We start from the raw sequence: 21,764 nt of genomic DNA on the forward strand, positions 1-21,764 counted from the left end.
AGGTCAGACCTGTGGCCCCGCAGCCTTGTGGCTCCGCATCCTGTGGGACCGCGCGCGGTCCCGTTGCCGTGGGACCTTACAGAGCCGCGACCGTGGCCGCGGCCGGGTTCGAGTCGGCCGGGGTCCCGTCGGCCTGGTCCTCGTCGTCCTCGGGGATGCTGACCAGCCAGCGGGTGTCCTTGCGCGGCCGCAGGTACAGCGCCCAGTAGAGGGTCGCGAAGGCGGTGATCCCGCCGGTCCACAGCAGGTACTGGGTCTCCTGCTGGGTCAGGATGTACGCGAACACCACGATCAGCAGGATCGGCACGGCCGGCCACAGCGGCATCCGCCATGCGGAGCGCTCGCGGTGCGCACCGCGCCGGCTGGCCAGTGCGGCCACCGCGACCAGCAGGTACATGCCGGTCACCGAGACGCCGGTGACCCCGTAGAGGGTGTCGAGGTTGACGAAGCACATCAGCGCACCCGGGACGCCGACGAGCAGGGTGGCCACCCACGGGGAGCCGAACCGGCCGAGGCGCGAGAGCGCGGCGTTGACGGGGGCGGGCCAGGCCTTGTCGCGGGCGGAGGCGAACAGCACGCGGGAGTTCTGGATGACCATGACGATGCCGGCGTTGACGATGGCGAGGGCCACGCAGAGGCTGACGAAGGTGCCGACGGCCGAGTTGGACCAGGCGGTCACCATCGCGCCGATGTCACCGGAGGCCAGCGCCGAGAGGTCCGGGGCGCCCATGGTGATGGCGATGACCGGGACCAGGATGACGGCGGAGGAGATGGCGAGGGTGGCGAGCACGGTCCGGGGCACGTTGCGGCGCGGGTTCTCCAGCTCCTCGGAGAGGTAGACGGCCGTCGAGAAGCCCTGGGTGATGAACAGGGCGGTGGCGAGACCGGCGATGACCATCCCCGCGGTGACGGTCGAGATGCCGCCGCCCTCCACGGCCGCCGAGCCGTGCATGAGGGCGCCCGCGCCCCGCTCGCTGTGGGCGAAGCCTAGTACGGCGACGAGCGCGGCGGCCACGACCTCCAGGACCAGGAAGATGCCGGTGATCCAGGCGTTCGCCCGCAGGTCGAGGAGACCGGCGAGGGTGGCGAGCAGCATCACGCCGGCGCCCGCGGCCGGGGCCGGGATGTCGACCAGCGGGGAGAGGTAGTTTGCGGTGCCCATGGCTATCACGGGCGGCACGATCATCACGACCAGGAGGGACAGCACGAACACCAGCCAGCCGGCGAGGCGGCCCGACATGGTGGAGACCATCGCGTACTCGCCGCCGGCGCTGGGGATGAGGGTGCCGAGCTCCGAGTAGCAGAACGCGACGCCGATACAGAGCAGCGAGCCGATGGCGATGGTGAGGGCGGTCCACGTGCCGAGGCTGGAGAACAGGTCGGGCACGACGACGAAGAGGGTCGACGCGGGCGTCACGCACGACAGCGTGAGCAGTGTGCCACCGACCACGCCGATGGAACGCTTGAGCTTCTGCGGGACGGGCCCCGTCGCGGGGGCGAGGGCCTGAGGGGCGCTGATCGTGTCAGACATCGTGCGGTGTTCCGATCGGCAGATGCGGTGAGTGAGCGCGGGAGCGGTATCGCCTCCGAGGCGGTGGTGAGCATGAGGTGTTTCGGTGGCTCCCGGAGCGTCATGGAAGCTCCACGAGATCCGCAGGTCAAGAGCTGTTCACATACGGATTCCATCGTCCGTGCACCTGCCGGTTGCCCTATCCGGCGTTAAGACCGCGTAAATGCTGAGCAATCACCATGTGCGATAACCGCAGGTGATCGCGGGGAAAATTCCTTCGGCTTTGCCAAGCTGCCGCCGTTCGGTCACCACGGCCGGTCGTCACATCCGGTCATCACATCCGGTCGCCACGGCCGGGGGCCGGGACGCGTTCGAGCACGCCGCCCGCGAAGGTGTCGTAGAGCGGGAGCGTCTCCAGGTGGACGTAGCCGATGTGGCAGTCGCAGACGGCCAGCGGGCAGGGGCGGGGGCGCAGGGCGGTGCGGTAGGAGCCGTCGTAGAGGTTGCCGAGCTCCGCCTTCACGAAGTGGCAGCGGCGGACCGTGCCCGCGCCGTCCACCGAGATCACCGAGGAGCCCGTACGGCACGGGAGGCCCGCCGAGCGGTGGGGGTGGCGGCTGAACGGGAAGAGCGGGTCCAGGGCCGTCCAGTCGGCCGCCTCCGGGTCCGTGTACGTGTGGCCCTCGGCCGCGTTGATCCACAGGTACACCCCGGCCGGCAGGGCGGCCCGCAGCCGCCGGGCCTCCGCGAGGTGCTCGGGCAGGCCGACCACGCCCACGCTGAACCGGACCCCGGCGGCCGCCAGGTCCCGGCACTTGCCGAGGAAGCGGTCGTACGGGGTCTGCCCCGGGTGGTACGTGCACCACAGCGCGAGCGTGTCCAGGTCGGCCTCGGCGGTCCAGCCGGTGCGCCCGCTTAGGTTGGTCTGGATCGCGACGCGGCGGACGTGCGGCAGGTGCGACAGCTCCACCAGCGCGCGCCGGTACCAGGAGCGGACCAGGCCCTCGCCCCACGGGGTGAAGAGGACGGACAGCCGGTCGGCGGAGTTCCCCGCCGCCCACCCGGTGAACCGTTCCAGCGCCGCCCGGTCGGCCGTCAGCGTCTCGCGGCTGTCGCGCCGCTTGGCGAAGGGGCAGTACGGACAGTCGTAGTCGCAGGAGGCGAGCGGGCCCCGGTAGAGGACCGTCAGGTCCATCCCGGGCGCCTCCAGGGCCGTCCCGGGCGCCTCCAGGGCCGCGCCGGGGCCGGGTGCCCGCGAGGCCGTCCCCGGCGCCTGCGGCGCCATCACTTGCGCTCGTACGCGGCCATCGCGGCCCGTACGTCCGCCGAGAACAGCGCCGGGCCCGCCGCGTCCGAGTGCGCCAGCCCCTCCGGAGTCAGCCGCAGCAGCGCGGGGTCGTCCACCAGCCACCCCCGCTCCGAGAAAGCCGCCAGCTCCGCCGGGAAGTCCTCCCACGGGCCGGTCCCGAACCGCCCCCGGTAGTCGGCCACCGGCATGCCCCGCGCCTGGAGCAGGGACTGGAGCAGGTGCCGTCGCCGGGCCTCCTCCGCGTCGATCCACCGGCCGTGGTCGGCCCGTGCGAAGTCCGCCTCCGGGCGGTCCACGTAGTCGTCGACGATCGTGCGGATCTGCCGCATGTCCACCGCGTAGTCGAAGGAGTAGTGCAGCTCGGCCGTGTACGAGCGCGCCCCGCAGCCCAGCCCGACCATGCCGTCCGTCTGGCAGGCGTGGTCGGCGGGGCCCCCGGCGCCCTGCGCCGGCACGTCCGGGCGCCGGAACATCCGCATCGACACCTGCTCGTACCCGGCGGCCAGCAGGTGGTCCCGGCCCGCCCGGTAGAGCCGCAGCCGCTGCTCGTCCCAGGCGGCCGGGGAGTCGTTCGGCCGGCGACCCAGGCCCGTGAGCGGCCGTACGTACAGCGGGTACAGGTACAGCTCCTCCGGCCGCCATGCGAGGGCGGCGTCCAGGGAGTACCGCCAGCTCTCCTCGGTCTGCCCGTCGATGCCGTAGATCAGGTCGATGTTCAGGACCGGGATCGACGCGTCCCGGATCCGAGACAGCGCCGCCTCCACCTCGGCGCGCTTCTGCGGCCGCACCGCGGTACGGGCCTCCTCGGCCACGAAGCTCTGTATGCCCAGGCTCAGCCGGGTCGTGCCCCGGTCGGCGAGGACGGAGAGCCGGTCCGCCGTGGCGGTGGCCGGGGAGGCCTCCACCGACAGCGGGACCGCCCGTAGATCGGCGCCCGCGCGCTTCTCCGCGATGTCGCAGAGCCGCTCCAGCTCGGAGGCCGTCAGGAAGGTCGGAGTCCCGCCGCCGAAGGCCGCCGCCGCGAACCGCACCGGTTCGTCGGGGCCCAGCGCCTCGCGGACCGCCGTCGCCTGCCGCTCCAGCGCGTCGAGGTACGCCGTGGTCAGGCCTTCCGGTGCGCCGATCCGGGTGAAGAGGTTGCAGAACCCGCAGCGCACCTCGCAGAAGGGGATGTGCAGGTAGAGGGAGAGCGCGTCCTTCGGCTGGTCCGCCCACAGCTCGCGCAGCGCGGGCCGCTCGGGCAGCGGGCGGTACGCCGTCTTGTGCGGATATGCGTAGACGTAACTCTCATATGGAGTAGGGGAGTTCAGGACGGTGTGATTCATCGGCCGGTCGGCTCCTTCTGGTTCAGGAAGAACTGTGCGTAGGGGACCGTCCAGACCGCCTCGTGGGCGAGCCGGTGCCCGGTGTATCCGTCGTCCCCGTACGTCGTCCCGTGGTCGGAGCAGACGATCGCGAAGCAGCGGCGGCGCGCGCTCATCGCGTCGAAGAGCCGCCCGATGTGCCGGTCCACGTACTCCAGCGCGGCCGCGTGGGTCTCCCACGAGTCCCCGGCCGCCGCCGAACCGGCGGGCGAGTGGAACCAGTTGGGCTGGTGCATCGCCGACACGTTCAGGAAGAGGAAGAGCCGCCGGTCACGGGGAAGGCCCGCCACGACCCGTTCCGCGCACGCCACCTGCGCCTCGAAGGAGTTCGGCGAAGCCACCCCGAACTCCGGCTCCCAGTGGCTCTCCTGGAACATCCCCGGCAGTACGGATCCCAGCGCGGCCAGCTTGTTGAAGAAGCCGACCCCGCCCACGCACACGGTCCGGTATCCCGCCCCGGCCAGTCCCGCCACCAGATCCGGGGTGTCGAACACCCAGGTGCGCCCGGCGGTGGTCTCGCTGCCCGCGAACCGGGCGGCGAACAGCCGCTCGTGAGGGCCCGGCCCGTCGGGGGTGGGCAGGAAGCCCGCGAACATCGCCTGGTGCGAGGCGTAGGTGAAGCTCCCCGGCGCGTGCCGCCGCTCCCACACCCCGCCGGGCAGATGCGCCGCCAGATGCGGGATCCGGCCCTCGGCGGCGAGCCGCGCGGCCACGTCGTGGCGCAGGGTGTCGAGGGTGATCAGTAGCAGGTCGTCCCGGCCGACCACCTCGTTCATGTCGGGGGCGCCGGCGGAGTCAGTCATGGGCGGGTGCATGGTGTTCCTGTGGTTCCTGTGGTTCCTGTGGTTCCCGTAGTACGGCGGCGACTTGGGCCGCGTAGGTGTCGAGCCCCTCGGCGGGCGAGCCGGGCAGTCCGGTCAGCCGGGGCAGCAGATCCCCGAAGGCGTTGACCTCGCCCACCGCGAACCTCCGCCAGCCGGCGGCGGGCAGCAGGTCCACGCCCACGCACCGGGTGCGAGCGAAGGCGGCCGCGGCCCGTTCGCAGACGGCGAGGGCGTCCGACTCCCAGCTGCCGCCCGCCGCCGTCACGGCGGCCACGGCGGCCGCCAGATCTCCGCGCGCACCGCCGAGGTGCAGATTGGTCAGCGGCCCGGCGGCGGTGCGGACCACGGCGTGCGTGGCCCGGCCGCCGATGACGAGGACCCGCAGATCGGCGGAGCGGCCCCGCTGCGAGGCCTTCGGAAGCCAGCGCTCGATGTGCAGGCCGTCGGGGGCGAGGGAGTCGACGATCGCGCCGATCACCCGCTCGTCCTCGTACCGGCGCAGCCGCAGGGAGTTGTGCAGCGCTCCGGAAGGGGCCCGCTCCACGGAGGTGGTGGCGCGGATCCGGCCGCCCGCGCCCGTTTCGACGGCGAGCACCCCGGAGGCCGAGGAACCGTGGGCGAGCTTCACGAACGCCCGGCGGTAGCCGGGGCGCGCGAGCACCGCCCGTACCTCCTCCCAGCCGCGCACGGGGACGGCCGCGGCGGCCGGGCCCGAGGTCGGCGAGGCCGGTACCGGGATGCCGGCCGCCTCCAGCACTCCGTGGCAGAGCCGCTTGTCGAACAGCACCGCAAGGTCCGCCGGATCACCCAGCAGTGTCCCGCCGGCCGCTCGTACTTCGTCCGCCACTTCGTGCACGGCCGCGGTGAACCGGCGGTACCAGCGGCCGGTTCCCTCGACCCGCGTGGTGTCGGTGACCCCGCGCAGCAGCCGGTCCACCTCCGGGTCCTCGCCGGGCGAGTCGATCCGTACGCTCTCGCCCGCCCGGAAGGCGGCCCGGCCGCGCAGGACGTCCAGCCACGGCACCACCCGGGCTCCGGGCAGCCCGGCGGCGCGCACGGCGTCCTGGAAGAGGGCGACCCGGCGGTTGCCCGGATTGCCCACCACGGCGAAGCCGACGGCGGACGCGGTGACTGAGGCAGGTGTGGCGGCTGCGGCGGGTGCCGTACGCGTCACTCCGCCACCGCGATGTAGCGGTACGCGGTCCCGTCCTCGTCCACGTCGTCCTCGTCCGGGACCTGGTGGTCGCCGAGGTCCACTTCCACGCCGTGCGGGGCCAGCGCCGCGCATATCCGCTCCCGGAGCGGCTCGCTGATGTAGTGGTGGTGCAGGTCGAGCCTGGTGAGGTGGGTGAGCGGGCCGCCGGCCAGCAGGGCTTCGACGCCCTCGTCGTCCAGGACGCCCATGGAGAGGTCCAGGACCTCCAGCCGCCCGACGACCGGAGCGGTGGCCAGGGCCCCCGCGATCTCGTTCTGGATCTCGCTGTTGTGCAGCGCGAGCCGGCGCAGGGCGGGCAGCCGGACGCCGGTCAGGAACGGCTCCAGGTCGGCTACTTCCGCGTCCCCGCCGTACTCGGGAGTGCCGAGCCACAGGTCGAGCTCGGTGAGCGCGGGCAGTTCGCTCATCGCGATCCCGCGCACCGCCTCCCGGGGAAGCCCGCCGCTCTCGATGCGCAGCACGCGCAGCGCGTCGTGCCGTACGGGCGGGAAGAGCAGTCCGTCGCCGCCGCGCACCCCGAACTCCTCCAGCGAGGGATACGCCCGCAGCAGCGGGCCCATGTCCGACTGCTGCAACCAGGAGATCTCGCACTCCTCGAAGGTGACGTCGCCGATGAACAGCGCCCGCAACGCGGGGAACCGACCGGCGGCCCCGGCCAGCGCCTCGATCAGGGCGTCGTTGGAGGTGTCGTAGGCCTCGGACCAGCCGCCCACGATCAGTGCCCGCACGGCCCGGGTGTCCACGGAGTCGGCGAACCGGGCGAAGACCTCCTGCCATTCCTCCTCGGCGCCGTACACGTCCACCGAGATCCGCCAGGCCACGGACCCGGCCTCGGGCAGCGCACGGGTGTCCTTCGGCTCCGGGAAGTCGAAGGCCGGCAGGCCGCCCAGTTCACGCAGGTGCTCCCCGATGGTCATGTGCGCTGCTCCTGAGGTGGCGATGGGCCGGAAGGGTGTCCTCCGTCCTCCGACGACAGTTCTACCAAGTGCCACCGACAGCCCGGTCGCCGGAGCCGGACGTCAGCGCTTGCGGTAGCCCCGGGCGTCCTCGGCGGCGGCCAGCACCGCCTCGATGTCGCCGCCGACCGCCGAGGTCAGCGTGATGGCCACGGCGCCCTCCAGGAACGGCGCGTCCACGATCCGGGTGCCTTCCGGCAGCGGCGAAGGCTCCTCGCCGAGCAGGGACTTCACCGTCAGCACCGCGCTGCCCATGTCGCACAGCAGGGCCACGCCCACACCCTCGTCCACCGTCCGCGCGGCGGCCGTGATCAGCTCCGCGCTGGTGCCGATCCCGCCGTCCGGGGTGCCGCCCGCCACCGCGAGCGGCGCCGGGTCCACCGAGCCGAGCAGCGCGCCCGACAGCGCGGCCACGGACTCCGCGACCGCCCTGCTGTGCGAGACAAGGACCACGCCGACCCGGCCGGTACGGGTCTTCGCGGCCGGCTGGGCCGCCGCCGGGGACTCCCCGACGGCCGGCTCCTCGGGCGCGAGCGGGACCTCGGGCGCCGGCGGGACCTCCTCGGCGTCCACCGCGCTGCGCAAGGCCTCCACCAGCAGGGCCACGGAGTTGGCCCCGGCGTCCTGGTGGCCGATGCTGCGCTCGCCGAGGTAACTGGCCCGGCCCTTGCGGGCTTCGAGCCCCTCGGTGGCGTCCGCGCCCGCGCGGGCCGCCGTGACCGCCCCGTCCAGGGCCTCGCGCAGCGGCCGGTCCGCCTCGGCGGCCTCGGACAGGGCCGCCACGGCCGGAGCCAGGGCGTCCACCAGCGTGGCGTCGCCGATCTCGGCGCCGCCCAGCTTCTGCACCGACCGCAGCCCGGCGCCGAGCGCGGCGCCCAGCTCCACGGCGGTCGGCGCGCCGGTGTCGCCGAGCACCTTGCCGGCGCGGCGCAGCACGGTGCCGAACAGCGGCCCGGAGGCGCCGCCCACCGTGTTCGTCAAGGTGGTGCCGGCCAGGGTCAGCAGGGCCCCGGGAGTGGCCGGCCGCCGCTCGGCGACGGCCGCGCCGACGGCGCCGAAGCCCCGTACCAGATTGGTCCCGTGGTCCCCGTCGCCGATGACCGCGTCCAGCTCGGTGAGGCGCGCGCCGTCCCGTCGTACGAGCCGCTCGCTCTCGGCGATCCAGCGGCGGAAGTAGGCGGTGTCCAGCGCGGGGGTCGCCGCGGTCGGGGTGGTCGGTGCGGCCGGCGTGGCGGTCATGGGGATGGCTCCTGGGGTGTGTCGTTGAGGGGAAGGGCGGGACGGGGTCAGCAGCCCCAGCGCAGGGACGGGGTGTCCACCGGCGCGTCCCACAGGCGCAGCAGCTCTTCGTCGGCGCGGCACAGGGTGAGGGTGCAGCCGGCCATGTCCAGGCTGGTGACGTAGTTGCCGACGAGCGAGCGGGCCACGGTGATCCCGCGCTCGTCGAGCACCCGCTGGACCTCCGCGCGCATGATGTACAGCTCGACGGGCGGGGTCGCGCCCAGGCCGTTGACGAGCAGGATGACGGGGGCGCCGGAGGCCTCGGGGAGGTCGTCGAGGACGGCGTCGAGCATCGCCCCGGCGGTCTCGGCGGCGGTCATCAGCTTCCGGCGCTCGCGGCCGGGTTCGCCGTGGATGCCGATGCCCAGCTCGATCTCGTCCTCGCCGAGGGTGAAGTTCGGGCTGCCCTTGGAGGGGGTGGTGCAGGAGCTCAGGGCCACGCCGTAGCTGCGCGAGTTCTCGTTGACCTTGCGGGCGACCGCGGCGACCTCGGCGAGCGGGGCGCCCTCCTCGGCGAGGGCACCCGCGATCTTCTCCACGAACAGGGTGGCGCCGGTGCCGCGGCGGCCCGGTCCGTTCGCCGTCCGGGCGACGGCCACGTCGTCGTCCACGACGACCTGTTCGACCTTGACGCCCTCGTCCTCGCAGTCCTCGGCCGCCATCGTGAAGTTGAGGATGTCGCCCGTGTAGTTCTTCACGACGTGCAGGACGCCCGCGCCGGCGTCGACCGCGCAGGTGGCGCGCGCGATGTTGTCCGGCACCGGGGAGGTGAACACCGGGCCGGCCACGGCGGCCGCGAGCATGCCGCGCCCGACGAACCCGGCGTGCAGCGGCTCGTGCCCGCTGCCTCCGCCCGACAGCACCGCGACCTTGCCGGCCGACTGCCCGGATGCCCCGGCCGCCCGTGTGACGATGCCCTTCTCCGCCTCCACGAGGAGCCCCGGGTGAGCCGCGGCCATTCCGCGCAGTGCGTCGGCGACGACGCTCTCGGGGGAATTGATGAGCTTCTTCACGGGGGCCTCTTTCCTGAAATGCGGAACGCGGAACATGGGCACGGAACATGGGCGCGGAACACGGAGCGCGGAACACGGCTCCGGAGCGGAAATTGGAATTGCGGCACGGTATTAACCCGGTGTCGCCGCCGTCGATCCGCCACCGCTTCCCGGGCGCTTGGCTGGAACTTTACTCGCGCGGACCCTCGGAACGAGCCGGGTCCTTGGTCCCGTAACCGGTCGCGGAAAGGCCTGTCCGCAAGGGGACCGTGCATATCTCCGCCGTCACCGGAATCCGTGATAGGGATGAATGAGCAAGCGGAAATGAATTCGCAATGAGGAGGATTCGCGTGAAGACCGTCGGTACCCGAATGATGATCAGCCCGCCGAAGTACGTGCAGGGCGCCGGAGCGATGAACGACCTGGGCGAGCACACCGCGCACCTCGGGACGAACGCCGTCGTACTGGCGGACAAGGGCGTCTGGGGCTTCGTCGACACGGCCGTCACCGCCTCCCTCGCCGCTGCCGGGGTCAAGCTGACCAAGGAGGTCTTCGGCGGGCTCTGCACCCAGAAGGAGATCGACCGGGTGGCCGCGGCCGCCGAGGACGCCGGCGCGGACGTCGTCATCGGCATCGGCGGCGGCACCTCGATCGACACCGCGAAGGCCGTCGGCCACGCGCTGGGCGACATCGCCGTCGTGTCCGCCCCCACCGTCGCCTCCACCGACGCGCCGACCAGCGCGCTCGCCGTGATCTACACCGAGGAGGGCGCCTTCGAGCGCTACTCCTTCTTCCGGCGCAACCCCAACCTCGTCCTCGTCGACACCGCGCTCGTGGCCAACGCCCCCAGCCGCTTCATCGTCTCCGGCATGGGCGACGCGCTCGCCACCTGGTACGAGGCCCGTGTCTGCGTGGCCGCCAACCGCGTCGCCATGGCCGGCGGCCTCGCCACCGAGGCCTCCCTCAGCCTCGCCCGGCTGTGCTGGGAGACCCTGATCGAGTACGGCCCCCAGGCCCGCCTGGCCGCCGAGGCGCACGTGGTCACCCCGGCGCTGGAGAAGGTCACGGAGGCCAACACCCTGCTCTCCGGCCTCGGTTTCGAGTCCTGCGGCCTCGCCGCCGCGCACGGGATCCACAACGGCCTGACCGTCTCCCACCGCACGCACGGCATGATGCACGGCGAGAAGGTCAACATCGGCACCCTCGCCCAGCTGGTCCTGGAGGGCGCCCCGACCGACGAGCTGGACACTTACCTGCGCTTCAGCCGGGCCGTCGGCCTGCCCACCACCCTCGCCGAGATCGGCCTCGGCGACCCGGACCGCGAGGAGCTCCTCGCCATCGGGCGCGCCGCCACCGCGGAGGGCGAGACCACGCACAACATGCCGTTCCCGGTGACCCCGGGCATGGTCGCGGACGCCCTGATCGCGGGCGACGCGTACGCCCGCGCCACCGCGGGCAAGCACTGCTAGAGCTGCCGGGTCCTACGGGGCGCGGTCCTGCGGGGCTGCGGTCCTACGGGGCTGCGCGCCCGGTCCTGGACGCCAGCAGCAGGGCGATGTCGTCCGGCCGGTCGGTGGAGTTGCCCGCCTCGCCGACCAGCCGGTCCGCCGTCTCCGTCAGCGGGCCGACCCCGGCCGCGGCCAGCGCGGCCCGCAGCCGGTCCACCCCGATGTCGATGTCGGTTCCCGGAGTCTCCACCAGCCCGTCCGTGTACAGGGCGAGCACCGCCCCCGGCTCGATCAGGAGCTCGGTGACCGGATAGTCGGCCGTCGCGTCGACGCCCAGCACCACCCCGCCCGGCAGGTCCAGCACCTCGGTCCGGCCGCCCGGATGCCGCAGCAGCGGCTGTGGGTGACCGGCCCGGACGGCGTACGCGCTCCCCGTCGCCGGGTCGAGCAGGACGTAGCAGCAACTGGCGAACTGGCCCGGGTCGAGGCCGATGAGCAGCCGGTTGGTGCCGCGCACCACCTGCTCCGGGGTGCTGCCTCCGAGGGTGAAGGCCCGTACCGCGCTGCGGAGTTGGCCCATCGTGGCCGCGGCCGCCACCCCGTGGCCCTGGACGTCGCCGATGACCAGCGCGAGGCGCCCGCCGTCCGCCTCGATCACGTCGTACCAGTCGCCGCCCACGTCCATGCCCGCGGTGCCGGGCAGGTAGCGGCCCACCGTGACCACCTGCTCGTGCACCGGCAGCCGGTGCGGGAGCAGCGCCGCCTGGAGTCCCCGGGCCAGCTCCGACTCGTTGTCGTAGCGCCGCGCCCGTTCCAGGGCCTGCGCGATGAGCCCGGCGAGCGCCGTGAGCACCGTACGCTCCTCCCGGCTGAACCCGCGCGGGGCGTCGAACCCGAGGATGCACGAGCCGACCGGCCGGCCGGAGGCGATGAGCGGAAGGAAGGCGCGGGCGCCGAGGTGGGCGTCCAGCGGGATCCCCGGATAGGCGTCGGCCAGGTGTTCCATCGACTCGAAGAAGAGCGGCCGGCCGGTGGTGAGGGTCTCCACCCCGGGGAGTCGGACGTCCAGTGCGACTCCGTCGAACTCGTCGAGGAAGCCCTTGGGGAAACCGGTCTCCCACGCCAGGTGCAGATGCCCCTCGCCCAGTAGGTAGATCGCCAACTGGCGCCCGCCGAAGGCCGGGAGCAGCTCCTCGGTGACCACCGCCGACACCTGGCGGGCCGTCACCGCCTCGGTCAGCGCGATCGCGAGGGCCACCGGCCGGTACAGGGCCGAAGCCCGGTCGGCGGTGGAATGCAGACCGGGGGAGTCGAGCCCGGCGCCGGGCCGCACCACCGGCTCGGGCGCGTACCCGGGCGGTTCGGACTCGGCGATGGTGACGGTGATCCCGTCGATCCCGGGGTGCAGGCCCACCGACAGCCGCCGCGGGGGCGGTTGCCGGCCGCGCCGGGAGGCCTGGAAGTGCACCGGCGCGGGGGACAGGTACGCGGCCCGGAAGTGGTCCTCGTAGGCGGGGTGTCCGAGCCAGGGCAGCGCCTCCCACAGCACTCGCCCGCTCAGTCCCGTCCCGTCGACGCCGAGCAGGGTCCCGGCGGCGGACCGGGCGGCGGAGTTGGCGTACCCGATCAGGCCCCCTCGGTCCACGGCCAGGACGGCCAGGTCCAACCGGTCCACGGCCGCGCGGGCTTCGTCCGCCGGGTCGCCCGGCGGACGGGGAGCGGGCCCGGGCATGCACACCGGGTCTCCCTCCCACGTCACCGGGGTCCCGCTCGCGGCGAGTGCGGACAGCTCCCGGGCCAGCCGGTCCGCCACTGCGTGCAGCCCCTTGCGGTCGCCGGCCCCGACCGGGATCCCGGGGGTTGCCGGGCGCAGCACCACCAGCACGCCGTAGCGCTCGCGGCCGTGGGCCACCGGCTCGTACAGCGAGCCGAAGGGGAACGGCAGCCCGGCCATCAGCTGGGGGAAGCGGCTCATCGCCGATTCCGCGTCGGGCAGGTGCACGGACTGCCCCGAGCGGTACGCCTCCGCGACGGGGTAGGGGCGGTTCACGTGCATCCGCCACCAGGGCCGGAACAGCGGCCCCGGAATCCCGGTCAGGACGGCCATCCGCAGCAGTCCTTCGGTGTCGGAGCGCAGGTAGATCCCGCCCGCGTACCCGCCGGCGGCCACCACGGCATCCAGGGCGGCCCGTGCGAGCACCCGGGCCGTTGTGTCCTCGGCGGCGCCGCCGGTGTCCGGTCTCGCCGTCACCCCTTCAGGATGCGCCCGGGACCCGGTCACCGCACACGGCCCGCCCGTGGTCCCGGTAGCCCGTCACCACCGCGGCCGCCGCCACCAGCAGCACCACGGCCACCGTGCGCAGGGCCACTCCCATGGCGTCCGTGAATGCGGTGACCTGCGCGGCGTCCTGCGGCACCCCGTGGAAACGGGAGGCGAGCACCGTGCCGACCACCGCGACCCCGAGCGCCGCGCCGATCTCGCGGGCCGCGGTGTTCACACCGGAACCCAGCCCGGCCTGGTGCGCGGGCAGCTCGGCGACCACGGTCAGGGTCAGCGCGGGCGCGCACAGCCCGGTGCCGACCGACAGCACCAGCAGGTAGAGCGCGTAGAGGGCGTACGGGGTGCCCGCGTCGGCCGTGGACACCAGCAGCAGGCCGCCGCCGATGAGGCCGAGCCCGGCGCCGACGGGCAGCCGGGGACCGGTCCGCTCCTGGAGCCGGGCGCCGTACTTGGGCACCAGGGCCATGCCGATGGTCAACGGGACGATCGCGAAGCCGGTCTGGGCAGGGGAGAAGCCCTTCGCGTACTGGAGGTACTGGGCGTTGACGAAGAACAGCGAGAACAGTCCGAAGAAGGCCGCGCCGATGCCGAGCGCACCGGCCCGCAGCCTGCGCGAGGCGAAGATCCGCGGATCCAGCAGCGGCCGGGCGGCCCGCAGCCCGTAAACGGTGAAGGCGGCCAGCAGCGCCGCGCCCGCGCCGAAGGAGCACAGCACCCGCGCCGAGCCCCAGCCGTACGAGGGCCCCTCGATGATCGCGTAGACCACCGCGAGGAGCGCCCCCGCGAGCAGGGCCGCCCCGGCCGGATCCACGGAGGCGTCGGCGCGTGCGGGCGTACGGGGCACCGTGCGCGCGACGGCTAGCGCGAGTAGTGCTCCGAGCGGGACCACGGCCCAGAACAGGGCCCGCCAGGTCAGGAACTGCCCGGCGAGGCCGCCGCCGACGTTGCCCGCCAGGCCCCCGAGGCCGGCGGACAGGGTCCAGGTGGCCAGCGCCTGCCCGCGCCGCTCGGGCGGGGACAGGTGGATCAGGACCGACATCGTGGCGGGCATGATCAGGGCCGCGCCCGCCCCGCACAGCCCGCGCCCGGCGATGAGCAGGGCCGGGCCGGCGGAGAGCGCGCTGAGCGCGCCGCCCGCGGCGAACAGGCCGAGCCCGGCGAGCAGGGCGCCCTTGCGGCCGTACCTGTCGCCGAGGGCGCCCGCCGGGATCAGCAGCGCGGCGAAGACGATGACGTACGCGTCGACCGTCCACAGCAGCTGCTCGGGGGTGGGGTGCAGCGGGGAGGCGGCGAGCTGCGGGATCAGCAGGTTGACGGCGGCGACCATGGCCTGGGCGACCAGCACGCAGGCGCACAGGACCAGCAGGGCGGCGCGGGTGAGCCCGGGTGCGGGTCCGGGTGCGGGTCCGGGGTCGGGTGTGCCGGTGGGCGCGCCGGCGGGTTCCCGCTTGGTGAGGGCATGGCGGAGCACGGCTCCTCCTCGGAGTCGGTGGGCTTGGTGTGGGGGTGGTGCGCTCCTCACCGTAGGGTCGGTGTGACCTGCTTTCCAGTGCAAGTTATGCAAGGGATCCATGCACGTGACGCAATCCAGCGCGGCCCCCGGCCCCTCCGGCCTCGACCTGAACCTCCTCGTCGCCCTGGACGTCCTCCTGGAGGAGTCGAGCGTGTCCCGGGCCGCCGCCCGGCTGCACCTGTCCGAGCCCGCGATGAGCCGCACCCTCGGCCGGATCCGCAAGGCGCTCGGCGACCCCGTGCTGGTCCGCGCCGGCCGCACCATGGTCCCCACCCCGCACGCCCTCGCGATCCAGGGCGAGGTCAGGGCGGTGGTGGAACGGGCCCGCGCGCTCTTCCTGGCCGGCGGCCGGCTGGACCTGGCGACCCTGACCCGCACCTTCACCGTGCTGGCCAACGAGTCCTTCACCGCCGTCTTCGGCGCCGCCCTCTTCGGCCGGGTCGCCCGGGAGGCGCCGGGGGTGCGGCTGCGCTTCCTGGCGGAGAGCCACATCGACGTGCCGGCGCTGCGCGAGGGCGTCGCCGACCTGGAACTCGGCGTGATCGACACGCGCTCCCCGGAGGTACGGACCGAACACCTCGCCGACGAGCACATGATGGCCGTCGCGCGCCCCGGGCACCCCCTGCTGCGCGGGCGGCTCACCGCGCGCCGGTTCGCCGCCGCCCAGCACCTGATCGCCTCCCGGCGCGGCCGCCTGGAGGGTCCGGTGGACACGGCGCTCGCCGGACTGGGTCTCACCCGGCGGGTGGTGGGGAGCGTCGGCACCTTCCCGACCTCCCTCTTCGTGCTCCGCGAGACCGACCTCGTGGGCCTGATCACCGGCCAGGCCGCGCCGCTCGCCGCGCAGTTGGGGCTGGAGGTCTTCGAGATCCCCCTCGAACTGCCGTCGCTGCCCTTCGGCATGGCCTGGCACCCGCGCCACGACGCGGACCCGGCACACGCCTGGCTCCGCGACCGTGCCCGGGCGCTGGTGCCGGGCGGGGCGTAGGGGGGGCTTCGTCGGCCGTCTCCGCCGAACGGCCGATGCCGGGCCGGGACGGGTGGGCTGAAAGTCCCTGGTGATCAGGGACTTTGCGCGCCTTACCGGAGCGCCGAGTGCTGCTTAGGTTTGCCTAAGTGGAGCCGAAGAAGGAGGTCCGGTGCCGTCACTCAACGACAGCCGTCCCGGGACGACCGTACGCATCACGGGGATCGACCCCGGTCAGGCCGGCGGAAGCCGGCGCCGGCTCCTGGAGTTCGGCTTCGTGCCGGGCGCCGATGTCACCGTGATCGCCCGGGGCGCCACCGGCGGCCTGCTCGTCGGGCTCGGAGACACCCGGGTCGCGCTGGACTCCCGTACCGCCGGCCGACTGAGGTGCGGCCGATGAGCTGTCACGGCGCCGAGGGAGCCGCGACGGCCACCTTGGACCGGGGGACCGGCACCGGTACGCCGGTCGTCGCCCTCGTCGGCAACCCCAATGTCGGCAAGTCGACCCTCTTCAACGCCCTCACCGGCGCCCATCAGCGCGTCGGCAACTGGCCGGGCAAGACGGTCTCCGTGGCCCAGGGCGACTGGCGCACCCCCGGCGGCCGCCGCCTGCGCGTCGCCGACCTGCCCGGCACCTACAGCCTGCTGCCCGACTCCCCGGACGAGGCGTTGGTGCGCGACGTCCTGACCGCGCCGCCCGGCGAACGGCCCGACGCGGTGGTGTTCGCCCTCGACGCGGCCAACCCGGCCCGCAACCTGTACCTGCTCTCGCAGGTCCTCGACACCGGCATCCCCGTCGTCATCGCGCTCACCATGACCGATGTCGCCGCCCGGCGCGGCACGGCCCCCGAACCCGGCGCGCTGGCCCGTGAGCTGGCGCTGCCCGTCGTGGCGGTGGAGGGGCGCGGCGGGACCGGGCTGGACCGGCTCGCCGACGCGGTGGCCGACGTACTGGACGCTTCGCCTTCGCATGCACCGTCGCCCTCACCTTCGCGGGCCGCCTGGGCGGCCGGTTCGCCGGTGGCCGCCGAGCTGGCGGAGCTGGCCGGGGAGGGTGCCGCGCAGACCTCGTACCCGGCGCGGTGGCTGGTCGTCAGCCTGCTCTGCGGGGAGGAGCCGCCCGGTGTCCCGGCCGCGCTGGCCGAGCGGGCGCGGGCGGCCGCGGACCGGCTCGCCGCCACCTCGGAGGAGGCGGACGCCGAACTCCTCGTGGCCGAGGCCCGCTACGCCTGGGCGCACGCCGTCGTCGAGCGCGTCGCGCCCCGCCCCGTACGGGCCCGGCCCACCCTCACCGACCGGGTGGACCGGCTGCTGCTGTCCCGGGCCTTCGGGATCCCGTTCTTCCTCGCCGTGATGTGGGGCGTCTTCCAGGCCACGACCGTGCTCGCCAAACCCCTTCAGGACGGCCTCGGCGACTTCGTCTCCGGTCCCGTCAGCGGCGGGGCCGAGCGGCTCCTGGAGGCCGTCCAGGCACCCGGCTGGCTGACCGGCCTGCTGGTGGACGGCCTGATCAACGGGGTGGGCCAGCTGCTCACGTTCGTCCCCCTGATGATCATCATGTTCCTGCTGCTGGCCCTGCTGGAGGACTCCGGCTACTTCGCCCGCGCCGCCTTCGTCGCCGACCGCCTGATGCGCACCCTGCGCCTGCCCGGCCGCGCCTTCCTCCCCCTCGTCGTCGGCTTCGGCTGCAACGTGCCCGCGCTGGCCGGCACCCGCATCCTGAACCGGCGTTCGCACCGGCTGCTGGTCGGCCTGCTCATCCCGTACATGAGCTGCACCGCCCGGCTCGCCGTCTACGTGATGATCGCGGGCGTCTTCTTCGGACCGGACTCGGGGACCGTCGTCTTCTTCCTCTACGTCGCCTCCGTGCTGCTGGTCGTCGGCATGGGCCTGATCCTGCGGCCCCTGCTCTTCAGGGACATGAAGGAGGAACCCCTCGTCCTGGAACTGCCCCCGTACCGGCTGCCCACCCCGCGGGTCACCGGCGCCCAGGTCCGCCAGCGGCTCAGCGCCTTCTTGCGCACCGCGGGCGGGATCATCGTGGCCACCGCGGCCGCAGTCTGGCTGCTGATGGCGATCCCGTCCGGCACGGGGTCGGGCGGCTTCGGCAAGGTGGACGTCGAGCGGAGCGTGTTCGGTACGGTCACCCGCGCGGCCGCGCCCGTCGTGGCCCCGGCCGGATTCGGCGACTGGCACGCCACGGCCGCGCTCGGCACCGGGCTGATCGCCAAGGAGGGCGTGATCTCCACCCTCGCCCAGACCTACTCGGCCCAGGAGGACGGCGACCCGAAGCTCACCGCTAGCCTGCACGCCACCTTCGAGGAATCCTCCGGCGGCCACGCGCGGGCGGCCGCGCTCGCGTTCCTGGTCTTCGTCCTCGCCTACACCCCCTGCATGGCCACCCTGGCCGCGCAACGGGCCGAGATCGGCACCCGGCTGACCGTCATCGGCTTCGGAATCCAGCTGGCGGCGGCCTGGCTGCTGGCCGTCGGGGTCTTCCAGATCGCGAGGCTGGTGTGATGAACGAGCCCGGCATGTTGAGCAGGCTGCTGCGGGCCTTCGAGGAGGCCGCCCCCGGAGAGGGGCTCGCGCAGATCGCCGACCGGCTGGGCATCGGCCGGGCCGAGGCGGCCGACCTCGCCGCGTACTGGGTCCGCAAGGGCCGTCTGCGGCGCGAGGAGATCGGCGCCCCGGACTGCTCGGGCTGCTTCTTCGCCTCGCGCGCCTGCACCACCTGCCCCGGCGGGTCCGCGCCGGCGCGGCCGGTGCTGGTCGCGCTGAGCCCCGTACGCCCCGCACACCCCGTACGCCGTACCGACTGACCCGAACGCCTCCCCCGTCCGGGGGAGGTCCCGCGCCGCGGCCGCCTCCTCCGGGGTGCGTACGGGCAGGCTTGCGGGCATGCGACAGCAGTACGACTCCTCGACGCCCCCGGTGGCCTTCTCACTGGCCGACGCCTTCACCCTGCGCTCCGCGCTCGACGCGCTCGGCGGGGTGCGCGGTCTGGACACGATCGACCTGGCCTGCGGACACGGAGGTACCACCCGGATGCTGGCCAGCGGGGGAGCCCGCCGCACGGTGGGCGTCGACAGCTGCCCCGAACGGATCCGGCGGGCGCGGGAGATCGGGGCCCCCGTCGAGTACGTCCTGCTCGAAGACGCGGCCGGGGTGACCGAGCTGGGGCGGTTCGACCTGGCCACCGCCGTCTACCTGTTCAACCAGGCCCACGACCGGACGGCCCTGCACGCCATGTTCCGGGCCGTCCGCGCAGGCCTGCGCCCCGGCGGGCGGCTCCTGGCCATCGTGCCGAACCCCGGTGCCTTCCCCTACGCGGACTGGTCGCCGTACGGGATCAGCGTCGTGGAGCGGGCTCCGGGCGGGGACGCGCCCCTGCTCCGGGCCCGGCTGGAGACCGATCCGCCGGTGCCCTTCGAATGCCGCGAATGGGCGCACGCCGACTTCGCCGAGGCCGCCGCCGACGCCGGCTTCGCGACCGTCTCCTGGCAGCCGACCAGGACGCCCCCGGCGTGCGCGACCCGCGATGAGACGTACTGGGCCCGCTACCGCACCGCCCCCGTCGGCTCCCTGATGAACTGCGTGGCCTGACCGGCAGGCCCCGGGGTCAGGTCTCCGACGCCGTGGCGCGGATCAGTTCCACGATCCGGTCGCGCGCCGCCCGGCCCTCCGGGAGCGGCAGCAGCGGGTACCCGTGCGGCAGCCCCGGCTCCTCGTGGAACTCCACCTCGGCGCCGTCCGCCAGGGCCCGCCGCAGCAGTTCGCGGCTGTCGGTCGTCAGGAGGTCCCGGGTGCCCGTGAACACCGTCAGCGGGGCCAGTCCCGCGAACGATCCGTGCAGCGGGCTCACCCGGGGGTCGTCGGCGGCCAGGTTGCCCGCGTACAGCCGCCCGGCCTCCAGGAGTCCGGGACGGGCCAGCACCGGGTCGCCCGGCTCGATGGCCGCCTGGCCGGGATGGCTCATGGACAGGTCCAGCCAGGGCGAGATCAGCACGATCCGGGACGGCTGCGCCCCGGTGCGGTCGCGCAGCCGCTGGGCCGCCGCCAGGGCCAGCCCGGCGCCGGCCGAGTCCCCGAGGAGTATGGTGCCGCCCTCCCCGCCGCTCGCGATCAGACCGCTGAGCAGGTCGGCGGCGACCGGGACGGTCCGGTCGGCGGTCCCGCGCGGGGCCAGTATGTACGCCGGTACGACGATCCGGGCCTGGGCCCGCGTCACCAGGGTCCGGATCAGGGCCCAGTGCGGCCGGACCAGCTCGCCCACGTACCCGCCGCCGTGCACGTACAGCACCCGGGCGGCCGGTTCGGCCCCGCGCGGCGAGACGTCGTACACCGGCCAGGCTCCGACGAAGGTCCGCGAGACCTCCGCGACCCGGCCCAGCGAACGCGGCGGCAGATGCGAGGCCGGCCGGCGGGCCGACTCGGCCACCCGGGTCCGTACCGCCTCGGCGCTCCCGAACCGTCTTCGCCGCCCCGCCGCGATCAGCGCGGCCGAAAGCGCTCTGCTGCGCAGACTCGGCACGCCCCTCACCTCCCCATTCCCGGCCCGGACCGCTCCCCGGTCCGTACCCCTGCCCGACACCCAGTGCCGCGTCAGGCAACGTCCGCCCCGTCGCGGCGCCCGGCACGCACTCTCGCCGTACCGGCCGAAAGCCCAAGTACGTCCAGTACGAGCGCTTCCGGCCGGCACGCCGAGAGCACGCACCGGACCCCGCTCCTCGGGGGCGAACGTTGCCTGACGCGGCACTAGGGAGCATAGGCGTGAAGCTGGCCTGTGGACCCGCTTAAGAAATCCTCGATGGACTGATCACCTCGCAGGTCGGCAGATTGGTGACCGTCCGAACGCTGCCCGGCCCGCACGCCGCGTAGCGCTTCCTTCCGCATGCCTGGAGCCACCCCCATGAAGGCACTCGTCAAGCACAAGGCCGAGCCCGGGCTGTGGCTCATGGACGTTCCCGAGCCCGAGTACGGCCCCGGCGACGTGCTGATCAAGGTGCTGCGCACCGGTATCTGCGGGACGGACCTGCACATCCGCTCCTGGGACGGCTGGGCGCAGGGCGCCGTCAAGACCCCGCTCGTGCTCGGCCACGAGTTCGTCGGCGAGGTCGCGGCGCTCGGCGCGGACGTCCACGAGGACATCGAGGTCGGTGCGCTGGTCAGCGGCGAGGGCCACCTGGTGTGCGGGAAGTGCCGCAACTGCCTGGCCGGGCGCCGCCACCTGTGCCGCAGCACGATCGGCCTCGGGGTCGGCCGCGACGGCGCCTTCGCCGAGTACGTGGTCCTGCCCGCGCAGAACGTGTGGGTCCACCGGGCCAAGGTCGACCTCGACGTCGCGGCGATCTTCGACCCGTTCGGCAACGCCGTGCACACCGCGCTCTCCTTCCCGCTGGTCGGCGAGGACGTACTGATCACCGGCGCGGGCCCGATCGGGATCATGGCGGCGGCCGTGGCCCGGCACGCGGGCGCGCGCAACGTCGTGATCACCGACGTCAGCCCGGAGCGCCTGGAGATCGCCCGCAAGGCGGGCGCCACGCTCGCGCTGGACGTCTCGAAGGCGACGATCGCCGACGCGCAGGCGCAGCTGGGCCTGCGCGAGGGCTTCGACGTCGGCCTGGAGATGTCCGGCCGCGGCGAGGCGATGCGCGACATGATCGACAACATGACGCACGGCGGCAAGATCGCGATGCTGGGCCTGCCGGCGCAGGAGTTCGCGGTCGACTGGGCCAAGGTCGTCACCTCGATGATCACGATCAAGGGCATCTACGGCCGCGAGATGTTCGAGACCTGGTACGCGATGACCGTGCTGCTGGAGGGCGGGCTCGACCTCAGCCCCGTCATCACCGGCCGCTACGCGTACGGGGACTTCGAGGCCGCGTTCGACGAGGCCGCGACCGCGCGCAGCGGGAAGATCATCCTGGACTGGACGGCGTAACCGCCTCGACCGGACGGCGTAACCGCCTCCGCCCCATCAAGCCACCTCCCTCCGGGGGGGGGCCCCCCCCCCCCCCCCCCCCCCCCCCCCGCGCCCCCCCCCCCCCCCCCCCCCCCCCCCCCCCCCCCCCCCCCCACCCCCGCCCCGCCCCCCCCCCCG

Annotated in this window: 18 protein-coding genes and 1 pseudogene; 7 read left to right on the forward strand and 12 right to left on the reverse strand. The window is 73.9% G+C overall.

The genetic code is table 11. The features are described 5' to 3' along the window. Positions 1-76: 76 nt before the first annotated feature. The 9 genes and pseudogenes from ACFXDJ_RS09210 to dhaK all read right to left on the reverse strand — a co-directional run bounded on the left by ACFXDJ_RS09210 (position 77) and on the right by dhaK (position 9,473). A complete protein-coding gene (locus ACFXDJ_RS09210) occupies positions 77-1,531 on the reverse strand; it encodes an APC family permease (protein WP_384654787.1) in 1,455 nt (484 codons plus the stop codon). A gap of 313 nt (positions 1,532-1,844) precedes the next feature. After that, a complete protein-coding gene (locus ACFXDJ_RS09215; RefSeq protein WP_384654801.1) occupies positions 1,845-2,705 on the reverse strand; it encodes an STM4011 family radical SAM protein in 861 nt (286 codons plus the stop codon). A gap of 89 nt (positions 2,706-2,794) precedes the next feature. Next, a complete protein-coding gene (locus ACFXDJ_RS09220; protein ID WP_384848592.1) occupies positions 2,795-4,144 on the reverse strand; it encodes an STM4012 family radical SAM protein in 1,350 nt (449 codons plus the stop codon). Then, positions 4,141-4,959 (reverse strand): STM4013/SEN3800 family hydrolase, encoded by an 819-nt coding sequence (locus ACFXDJ_RS09225; protein WP_384848708.1) that lies wholly within the window; start codon positions 4,957-4,959, stop codon positions 4,141-4,143. Before ACFXDJ_RS09225 ends, ACFXDJ_RS09220 begins: the two co-directional genes overlap by 4 nt. Positions 4,960-4,978: 19 nt before the next feature. After that, positions 4,979-6,112 carry an STM4014 family protein gene (locus ACFXDJ_RS09230; protein ID WP_384654795.1) on the reverse strand — a complete coding sequence of 378 codons (1,134 nt, stop codon included), beginning with the start codon at positions 6,110-6,112 and terminating at the stop codon, positions 4,979-4,981. A 65-nt stretch (positions 6,113-6,177) separates the two neighbouring features. Continuing rightward, complete coding sequence (locus ACFXDJ_RS09235; RefSeq protein ID WP_384654782.1) at positions 6,178-7,140, reverse strand: STM4015 family protein; 963 nt, start codon at positions 7,138-7,140, stop codon at positions 6,178-6,180. 102 nt (positions 7,141-7,242) lie between these two features. Further along, positions 7,243-7,773, reverse strand: a complete 531-nt coding sequence (locus ACFXDJ_RS09240) for a PTS-dependent dihydroxyacetone kinase phosphotransferase subunit DhaM (RefSeq protein ID WP_384848712.1) — start codon at positions 7,771-7,773, stop codon at positions 7,243-7,245. Beyond that, positions 7,747-8,418 (reverse strand): annotated as a pseudogene (dhaL, locus tag ACFXDJ_RS09245) (dihydroxyacetone kinase subunit DhaL); the annotation flags it as partial. The gene ACFXDJ_RS09240 and the pseudogene dhaL, both read right to left, overlap by 27 nt. A gap of 47 nt (positions 8,419-8,465) precedes the next feature. After that, a complete protein-coding gene (gene dhaK / locus ACFXDJ_RS09250; protein ID WP_384654780.1) occupies positions 8,466-9,473 on the reverse strand; it encodes a dihydroxyacetone kinase subunit DhaK in 1,008 nt (335 codons plus the stop codon). 329 nt (positions 9,474-9,802) lie between these two features. On the opposite strand from dhaK, the gene ACFXDJ_RS09255 reads away from it, so the two are divergent. Further along, positions 9,803-10,921, forward strand: a complete 1,119-nt coding sequence (locus ACFXDJ_RS09255; RefSeq protein WP_384654777.1) for a glycerol dehydrogenase — start codon at positions 9,803-9,805, stop codon at positions 10,919-10,921. A gap of 43 nt (positions 10,922-10,964) precedes the next feature. Here the strand turns inward: ACFXDJ_RS09255 and ACFXDJ_RS09260 are convergent, their stop codons facing one another. Then, a complete protein-coding gene (locus tag ACFXDJ_RS09260) occupies positions 10,965-13,151 on the reverse strand; it encodes a SpoIIE family protein phosphatase (RefSeq protein ID WP_384654775.1) in 2,187 nt (728 codons plus the stop codon). A 4-nt stretch (positions 13,152-13,155) separates the two neighbouring features. Next, positions 13,156-14,547, reverse strand: coding sequence for an MFS transporter (locus ACFXDJ_RS09265; protein ID WP_384654790.1), 1,392 nt, complete (start codon positions 14,545-14,547; stop codon positions 13,156-13,158). Between the two features lie 205 nt (positions 14,548-14,752). Between ACFXDJ_RS09265 and ACFXDJ_RS09270 the strand changes: the two genes are divergently transcribed. From ACFXDJ_RS09270 to ACFXDJ_RS09290, 5 genes are all read left to right on the forward strand, one after another. Continuing rightward, positions 14,753-15,682 (forward strand): LysR family transcriptional regulator, encoded by a 930-nt coding sequence (locus ACFXDJ_RS09270; protein ID WP_384654773.1) that lies wholly within the window; start codon positions 14,753-14,755, stop codon positions 15,680-15,682. A gap of 151 nt (positions 15,683-15,833) precedes the next feature. Beyond that, the gene (locus ACFXDJ_RS09275) at positions 15,834-16,061 is read left to right on the forward strand and encodes a FeoA family protein (protein ID WP_330294984.1); all 228 of its coding nucleotides are present in this window, start codon (positions 15,834-15,836) and stop codon (positions 16,059-16,061) included. Then, on the forward strand, positions 16,058-18,181 hold the full coding sequence (gene feoB, locus ACFXDJ_RS09280; RefSeq protein WP_384848595.1) for a ferrous iron transport protein B: 2,124 nt from the start codon (positions 16,058-16,060) through the stop codon (positions 18,179-18,181). Before ACFXDJ_RS09275 ends, feoB begins: the two co-directional genes overlap by 4 nt. Next, positions 18,181-18,483 carry a helix-turn-helix domain-containing protein gene (locus tag ACFXDJ_RS09285; RefSeq protein ID WP_384848598.1) on the forward strand — a complete coding sequence of 101 codons (303 nt, stop codon included), beginning with the start codon at positions 18,181-18,183 and terminating at the stop codon, positions 18,481-18,483. Before feoB ends, ACFXDJ_RS09285 begins: the two co-directional genes overlap by 1 nt. 79 nt (positions 18,484-18,562) lie before the next feature. Continuing rightward, positions 18,563-19,267 carry a class I SAM-dependent methyltransferase gene (locus ACFXDJ_RS09290; protein WP_384848601.1) on the forward strand — a complete coding sequence of 235 codons (705 nt, stop codon included), beginning with the start codon at positions 18,563-18,565 and terminating at the stop codon, positions 19,265-19,267. A 16-nt stretch (positions 19,268-19,283) separates the two neighbouring features. Here the strand turns inward: ACFXDJ_RS09290 and ACFXDJ_RS09295 are convergent, their stop codons facing one another. Next, the gene (locus tag ACFXDJ_RS09295; RefSeq protein WP_384848604.1) at positions 19,284-20,195 is read right to left on the reverse strand and encodes an alpha/beta hydrolase fold domain-containing protein; all 912 of its coding nucleotides are present in this window, start codon (positions 20,193-20,195) and stop codon (positions 19,284-19,286) included. Positions 20,196-20,573: 378 nt separating this feature from the next. Here ACFXDJ_RS09295 and tdh point away from each other — a divergent pair, with 378 nt between their 5' ends. Then, positions 20,574-21,605: an L-threonine 3-dehydrogenase gene (gene tdh / locus ACFXDJ_RS09300; protein WP_384654759.1), complete on the forward strand. Its 1,032-nt coding sequence runs from the start codon at positions 20,574-20,576 to the stop codon at positions 21,603-21,605. Positions 21,606-21,764 lie beyond the last annotated feature (159 nt).

The organism is Streptomyces sp. NPDC059443, from assembly GCF_042750105.1.
Classification (GTDB): domain Bacteria; phylum Actinomycetota; class Actinomycetes; order Streptomycetales; family Streptomycetaceae; genus Streptomyces.